The organism is Aequorivita marina, from assembly GCF_031631895.2.
Classification (GTDB): Bacteria; Bacteroidota; Bacteroidia; order Flavobacteriales; family Flavobacteriaceae; genus Aequorivita; species Aequorivita marina.
Genome location: NZ_JAVMBW020000055.1, coordinates 1 through 281, shown reverse-complemented (window position 1 = coordinate 281; position 281 = coordinate 1). Strand labels below are relative to the sequence as shown.

The 281-nt window shown below is 49.5% G+C and carries 1 protein-coding gene; it reads left to right on the top strand.

What is annotated here, in order from left to right:
• Positions 1-12 precede the first annotated feature (12 nt).
• A partial coding sequence (locus QPK98_RS15790) for a type IX secretion system membrane protein PorP/SprF (protein WP_310994401.1) occupies positions 13-281 on the top strand: 269 nt, incomplete at its 3' end.

Here is a 281-nt window from a genome sequence, read left to right as displayed (position 1 = left end):
TAACAAAAGACTATGTATATTAAGAAACTTCCCCTTATCCTATTCTTACTGGCCTCGTTCTATGGATTTTCCCAGGACGGGATCCCGGTTTATTCGGATTATTTTTCGGACAATCTGTACCTGCTGCACCCCTCTATGGCCGGTGCAGCTACGCACAACCAGGTGCGTCTTACAGCGCGACAACAGTGGTTTGATATGGAAGAGGCACCCAACCTGCAGACCCTGAGTGCTAATATTCGGTTGGGGGACCGCTCAGGGATCGGGGCCATTGTTTTCAACGA